The sequence below is a fragment of the Paraburkholderia dipogonis genome, from assembly GCF_042680985.1.
Classification (GTDB): Bacteria; Pseudomonadota; Gammaproteobacteria; order Burkholderiales; family Burkholderiaceae; genus Paraburkholderia; species Paraburkholderia phytofirmans.
This window is the reverse complement of record NZ_JBHUFR010000041.1, coordinates 112,616-119,012: the sequence shown is the minus strand read 5'-3', so window position 1 is coordinate 119,012 and position 6,397 is coordinate 112,616. Positions and strand designations below refer to the sequence as shown.

The window sequence follows — 6,397 nt, the reverse complement described above, 5'->3', positions numbered from 1 at the left end:
CGTCGGGTGCGCTGACGCGAGAGCGACAGCGGATTGCCGGCCAGATAGCCGGCCTGCACGAGCCATGCAAACATGACGTTCAGGATCACCATCGCCTGCCGCTGGCTCGAGGCCGACAGCGGGCCGTAGAACGGCCGCCAGCGTGGATCGTTGCGAGGGTGTTTGCGCCCGCCGTCCGCGGTCCATCGTGCGGCGGGTTGCGGATCGGCGAGGAAGTGCTGGAAAACCAGCAGATCTTCATGCGTCAGCGAGGAGAGCGGTTTGCCCATCTGAAGCACGGACCAGAGCAGCAGCCGTTCGGCTTCCTTGCGGTAGCTGTCGAAGGTGGTTTTCGTCCCGGCAAAGCGCCCGAGCCACGCTCGGACGGCGTCCAGATCGGTGTGGGCGACGACCAGCCTGTGGCCATCGGCGCGGTTCGTACCGTGCCGGCCATCGAGATCCGCGGGCAGTTCTAGCGCGTCGATCGGGCGTGGGGCGGGCAGGGCGGTTTTCATCGGTGACGGGCGCGGCGGAGGTGGGCTTCGGGGTGTGACGTGATCATGCGCCAGTCCGGTTGCAGAAATTCAACATTATACGGTTAATGTCAAAATTGTTGCCTAGGTACGTTAGATATAATTCGGTTTACGTAGTAATATTTATGAAGTATCTGCGAAACCGACCCCATGATCGATGTTCTTCCTGACGAAAACCGGATTGCCGCCGAGATTGACCGGCTGAAGGTCGAATTTCCCAAAACCCGCGAGCTGTACCGCGAGGTCTGCGCGCTGCTGTTCTTCCGCTTTGGCATCACCCCGACCGCAAACCGGCTGTACCAGCTCGTGAAGCGCGGCAGCATGGGCACGCCTACCGCCGTGCTCGCTGAGTTCTGGGCCGAGCTGCGCGAAAAGAGCCGGGTGCGCATCGAGCATCCGGACCTGCCCGCCGATCTCGGTGCGGCCGCCGGCGAACTGGTGGCCACCCTGTGGACGCGCGCCAACGCGTCCGCCGACGCCGCACTCGACGCGTTGCGCAATGAAACCGAAGCGCTGCGGGTGGAGGCGCAGCAGTCAGTCATCGCCGCCCGCGACGAACTGGGTCGCGTCGAGACGGCGCTCGAGCAGCGCACCGCCGCGCTGCTGGCCGCGCAGGTGGAGGTGCGGGAGCTGGACAGGGCACAGGCCGAGGGCCATGCGCAGCGCCAGGCGCTGCACTCGGAGCTTGAGCGGATGAAGGCGGCGCTGGCGGCGCGCGATCGCGAACTCGTGGAGGTCAGGGAAGGGTTTTCGCGCGATCTGGAGAAGCTGCGCGAAGCCGCGGAGCGCGCTGAGGAGCGGCTCAGAGCGTCCGAAAAGCGTGCCCTGCTGGAGATTGACCGCGAGCGGAATGCCGCGGCCAAACTGCAGAAAGAACTGGATGAAGCCACGCGGCGCGCGGACCGCAGGGACGACGACCACCGCCGTGCATCGGAAACCACGCAGGCGCAACTGGGCGATGCCCGTCATCAGGCGGGTGTGCTGCAGGGCCGGCTTGATGCTGTTCAGGCGGAGAACCTGCGGCTGCAGACGGAGATGGTGACGCTGCGGGAAGCGGAAACACGTGCGCGCGAAGCCAGGCCGCCGGCTGCCCCTGCGGCGGTCCGGAAGACATCACGTTCTACCCGTTCGTCCCGCGCCGTGCCGACCGCCAAGCCAGCAACGCGTCGCAAAAAGGCGGTATAAAGGCAAACGTACCCGCGACACGGAAATGGGCTGCATGGCTGATATCTACCTGCTCGCTGAACGGACCCTTCCAGAGGGCGTCTCGCATGAGTCCCTGCCCCTGCTCGTGACGCTGTTCATCGCGGATTGCTGGGCGGGCATGAGTCGCACGCAGATGATTGCTCGCGCGAAACGGCGGGGACTGCGCCTGTCGTTCCGCGCAACGGCGCCGTGTCCGTCCGGCGAAACCGGCGTGTTCGAACTGCGCTTCAATGATGACGCAGTCGAATGCCTGATGCTGGCACAGCTACAGCGGATTAGAGACACGAGCGGCCGCGCCGGCAAACCAGCCGGACGGAAGTCTCCCGCCCACCGCCGCGCGATCCCCCGGCAAACCAGGTTGTTCTGAGGCGAAGGCAACGGTTGCCGCGCGGCGCGCCACTCGTTATGCTCGCTGCCTTTAACGGATCGGGGGTGATGAGGTGCGGCGCGTGACGGTCAGGAAATCATCGGTGCACGGGCGGGGCGTCTTCGCGCTACAGGCGATTGCTGCCGGCCAGCGGATCCTCGAATACCGCGGCGAGGTCACCTCGTGGCGACGGGCCTGCGACAGGCACCGGCGATCTGGCGTGCCGGGCCACACCTTCATTTTCGGGCTGGCTGACGGTCGTGTGATTGACGGTAGCGTCGGTGGCAACAGCGCCCGCTGGCTGAACCACTCCTGCCAGCCGAACTGCGAGGCGATTGAAGACGAACGGGGACGGGTCTTTGTCGAGACGCTCGAAGACGTGATGCCGGGCGACGAGCTTTGTATCGCCTATGGACTCACGATCGATAAGGCGATGACTCGCGAACTGATCGCTGACTATGCCTGTCGCTGCGGGGCAAAGAGGTGCACCGGTTCGATGCTGGCTTCGACAGGCGGTAGCAGGCGTCGCCAGTAGCCGGGGTGCTGGTCGCAATGCCCAGTCCCGCTGTATGCATCGGAGGGCGTGTCCTGCTGGTGCGGACGGTTGCGTGACGGAGTGCGGGCAGCGCAACACCATCGTAGCCAGGGTGCATATTGACCCGGCAAGGCCGAAACTACCTACTGACAGTACCGATGACTGATATCGCATTAAGCAGCGCCGATTACAGCGGCATACACGGCGACATCGTGGCTCTTCTGGAACACGGTCGTCGTGCTGCGGCCCGAAGTGTCAACGCCCTGATGACAGCTACCTACTGGGAGATTGGTCGCTGTATTGTCGAATTCAGTCAGGGTGGGGAGGGCCGGGCGGCCTACGGTCAAGCCCTTCTGGAGCGGTTGTCGGTCGACCTGACCGCCCGCTTCGGCCGCGGGTTTGGGGTTGACAACCTCGAATTGATGAGGCTGTTCTACCAGACGTACCCGCCAGCCGGGATTTCCGAATCAGTGATTCGGAAATCTGCGCCCACGGATCATCCGGGAAATTCCGAACCGGCGATTCGGAAATTCGATCTCGACCAACGCGCTACCAGATTCCAGCTGTCGTGGACGCACTACATCCACCTTATGCGGCGAACGCGGTCAGTTGAAGAAAGAGCGTTTTACGAAGCTGAAGCACTTCGTGGCGGATGGAGCGTGCGACAGCTGGACCGGCAGATCGGCAGCCAGTTTCACACCCGGGCAATGCTGTCGAAAAACAGGACCGCCATGCTGCAGAATTCGGGCAAGGCGCAACCGGGCGACCTCGTGACCGCAGAGGAAGCAATCAAGGATCCTTATGTCCTGGAGTTCCTGGATCTCAAGGATGAATATTCAGAAAGTCAACTTGAGGAGGCGCTGGTCCATCGCCTCGAGGATTTTCTTCTTGAACTGGGCGGCGATTTTACGTTCGTGGGCCGCCAGCGTCGCCTTCGGATTGGTGAAAGCTGGTTCCGGGTAGATCTGCTGTTTTTTCATCGGCGGCTGCGATGCCTTGTAATCGTCGATCTCAAGCTCACCGAGCTCAATCACGCCGACGTGGGCCAGATGCACATGTACTGCAATTACGCACGTGAGCACTGGACGCTGCCCGGAGAGAACCCGCCCGTCGGCCTGATCCTCTGTGCGCGAACCAATGCCGCGGTCGCGCGTTATGCCCTCGAAGGGTTGTCAAACAAGGTGCTGGCGGCTGAATACCATATGGTCCTGCCGGATGAAAAACTCCTCGCCGAAGAACTGGCCAGAACCCGGCGTGCCTGGGAGGCCCAACATCGGCCGGGTGAGGGCGCTGACGATGCAGACGGTCATCCGTCGTGACAGGAGCATCATCATGATTGCATCACGACCGGATGACCATCAACAACCATTCAAAGAGAGGCTGCCCCGTAACCAATGCGATCTGTGTGCGGAAACTGCGTCTCCCCAATGGGTTTGGGCCGCCGTACAGGATGGGAGCCAGAACAACGCCCGGGCGGTGCGTGCGGTTGGCGCGCAGCCATCGGGTCAGGCGATGAGTCGACCAGCACGGCAGAAAATTGAGAAGCGCGGTCAAATGGATTAATCTCGTCACCCTGACCGGTCAACTGTTCTGGACCCGACGCATGCAGCTCGACATTTTCAACGACAGTCGCGACGTGATGCTGCGCAACGACGTCCTGTCGGCGTTGCAGCAGTACGATGCCGCGGGCGCGCGGCGCGCGCTGCAGGCCCTTGCCGGTGACTATCCGGACGACACCGCCCTGGTGGATTTCGGTTCGATCGTCGGTGCCCTCGAGAGCCGATCAACGGTACTGTTTGACCGTCACGAAGCCGCCCTGCAGGCCCGGCAGGCGCTCTCTCGGGAAGTCCAGCCCGCACTGGCGCGCGTGTTCCCAGGGCAGACCGGAACCGCGTGGCTCGCACCGCTGTGGGCAGAACTCGCCGGGCGCGCCGCCGCGCTGCCTTTCCGTGCGGACCGCGCGGATGCGCACGCGGCGTCGCTCTTCCTCCTGGCTGCGCGGTGGGACAAGGCGTGCGAGGCCGTATCGCGGGTCGCCTCCTGGCGACGGATCCCCGCGCCGCTCTGCTGGATGACGGAAGCACGCTACCGGCTCGACGGTCTGGACGCGGCCTGGCCGTTGCTGGTGGAACTTGCCTGGCTCTCACCGTCCCTGCTTGACCCGCTTCTGCGACGGCTTGACGACGCGTGCATCAACCGGTTGCTGCGCGCCTTCGATACGTCGTTCGACGGTCCAGGCGACATCGGCGACCGGGCATGGTTTCCGGCGTGGGCACTCACGGAAAAGGCCGGCCTCGCACCGCTGTTCAGACAGGCAGAGCCTTCGCGACAGAATGCTCCCGAGCGGGCGGCGAAGATGATGCTCGAATTACTCAGCCTGGAGCGTCAGGGCCGGCATCACGAACTGCTGGAAACCCGGCGCGCACTGCAGGCGCTCAATGCGGCGCTGTACGCTGCCTACATGAAGACGCGCTAGGAACGTCCACCAGGCATGACACGCACTGCCTCTCACAAATGGGCATTCGCCACGCGATTCCGGCGTGGCGCCTTTGGCTGGAAATCCGCCTTGCCGATCCAGCGTCTGAAGGAGGCCCTGACCGAAATCCGGCAGATCGCTCGCGCAGATCCCGTGCTCGCGGCTGATGGCGCCGTCACGCTGCTCGAAAAGCTTTCGCCAGCGCTTGAGCACGTTGACAGTTCGTCGGGAGCAATCGGTACTGCCGTGAATCGCGCAATCGATGCGCTGGTGCCGGTCATCGCTGGGGTGGACGTGCCGGTTCCGGTCCGGATGCGCTGGCTGGACCGGCTGTTTGACGCGCTCCAGGAGGACCGGATGCCGTATATCGAACAACTCGGCGGTCGCTGGGGTGACGTGTGTACGTCGCCCGACATTGCGTCCTTATGGGCAGACCGGTTGTTGCCGATTACCGCGCGCGTGATGGGCGCTGAAGGACTGGGAGAGCATTTCGCGGGAACCACCGCCTGCCTGAGTGCGCTGAATGCCGCCGGGCGCCATGAGGAACTGCTCGCTCTCGTGAATGGCGCGCGCCTGAACTGGTGGGGGTATCGCCAGTACGGGGTCGATGCGCTGATCGCACTGGGTCGATCGGCTGAAGCGCTGCGTTACGCGGAAGCGTCGAGGGGGCTGAATGCGCCGGCTGCCGCAATCGCCCGCAAATGCGAAGCGATCCTTCTGTCGTCGGGCATGGTGGACGAAGCCTATCGACGCTACGCGATCGAGGCCAATGAGGCCACCACGCATCTCGCAACGTTTCGTGCCATCGTGAAAAAGTATCCGGACAGGAGTGCCGGCAGCATTCTCCACGACCTGGTCGCGAGCAGTCCCGGCGCCGAGGGGAAATGGTTCGCCGCCGCGAAGGATGCGGGTCAGCTCGATCTGGCGGCGTCTCTTGCCGTGCGCGGTCCCACCGACCCGCGAACGCTGACGCGGGCCGCCCGCGATTTCGCGCAACGCAAGCCTGAATTCGCGGTGGCCTGTGGCACGGCGGCGCTGCACTGGATGGCCGCAGGCTTCGGTTACGAAATCACGGGGAGTGATGTGCTGGATGCCTACGGCGCGCTGGCGGATGCGGCCCTTGCCACCGGCATGGAGCGCGACATGCTCAACAGGCGTCTGCGCGAGCAGCTCGCGGGCCTGCCTGGTCATTCGTTCGTTGCCACAGTGCTGGCGCATCATTGGGCGGCATAACGTGCGCGATGCATCCGGGCCACGACATGGATGGTTTGTGTACGATTTAGGCCAAGTGTGTCGTCGCC

At 63.9% G+C, this 6,397-nt stretch carries 6 protein-coding genes and 1 pseudogene; 6 read left to right on the top strand and 1 reads right to left on the bottom strand.

Annotated elements, in window-relative coordinates:
* A pseudogene (locus tag ACFSNN_RS38615) lies at positions 1–494 on the bottom strand (tyrosine-type recombinase/integrase); the annotation flags it as partial.
* A gap of 168 nt (positions 495–662) precedes the next feature.
* Here ACFSNN_RS38615 and ACFSNN_RS38610 point away from each other — a divergent pair.
* From ACFSNN_RS38610 to ACFSNN_RS38585, 6 genes are all read left to right on the top strand, one after another.
* Positions 663–1,697 (top strand): DNA-binding protein, encoded by a 1,035-nt coding sequence (locus ACFSNN_RS38610; RefSeq protein WP_134466298.1) that lies wholly within the window; start codon positions 663–665, stop codon positions 1,695–1,697.
* Between the two features lie 34 nt (positions 1,698–1,731).
* Positions 1,732–2,085: a hypothetical protein gene (locus tag ACFSNN_RS38605; protein ID WP_244323251.1), complete on the top strand. Its 354-nt coding sequence runs from the start codon at positions 1,732–1,734 to the stop codon at positions 2,083–2,085.
* 73 nt (positions 2,086–2,158) lie between these two features.
* Positions 2,159–2,620: an SET domain-containing protein gene (locus ACFSNN_RS38600; protein ID WP_134466299.1), complete on the top strand. Its 462-nt coding sequence runs from the start codon at positions 2,159–2,161 to the stop codon at positions 2,618–2,620.
* A 158-nt stretch (positions 2,621–2,778) separates the two neighbouring features.
* Positions 2,779–3,939: a PDDEXK nuclease domain-containing protein gene (locus tag ACFSNN_RS38595; protein ID WP_134466300.1), complete on the top strand. Its 1,161-nt coding sequence runs from the start codon at positions 2,779–2,781 to the stop codon at positions 3,937–3,939.
* 284 nt (positions 3,940–4,223) lie between these two features.
* Positions 4,224–5,096: a hypothetical protein gene (locus ACFSNN_RS38590; protein WP_134466301.1), complete on the top strand. Its 873-nt coding sequence runs from the start codon at positions 4,224–4,226 to the stop codon at positions 5,094–5,096.
* Between the two features lie 15 nt (positions 5,097–5,111).
* Positions 5,112–6,329: a hypothetical protein gene (locus tag ACFSNN_RS38585; RefSeq protein WP_134466302.1), complete on the top strand. Its 1,218-nt coding sequence runs from the start codon at positions 5,112–5,114 to the stop codon at positions 6,327–6,329.
* Positions 6,330–6,397: the final 68 nt, after the last annotated feature.

Excerpts from the sequence above, each read along its gene's own strand:
- ACFSNN_RS38610 (WP_134466298.1), top strand. The coding sequence starts at position 663 with ATGATCGATGTTCTTCCTGACGAAAACCGGATTGCCGCCGAGATTGAC.
- ACFSNN_RS38605 (WP_244323251.1), top strand. The coding sequence starts at position 1,732 with ATGGCTGATATCTACCTGCTCGCTGAACGGACCCTTCCAGAGGGCGTC.
- ACFSNN_RS38595 (WP_134466300.1), top strand. The coding sequence starts at position 2,779 with ATGACTGATATCGCATTAAGCAGCGCCGATTACAGCGGCATACACGGC.
- ACFSNN_RS38590 (WP_134466301.1), top strand. The coding sequence starts at position 4,224 with ATGCAGCTCGACATTTTCAACGACAGTCGCGACGTGATGCTGCGCAAC.
- ACFSNN_RS38585 (WP_134466302.1), top strand. The coding sequence starts at position 5,112 with ATGACACGCACTGCCTCTCACAAATGGGCATTCGCCACGCGATTCCGG.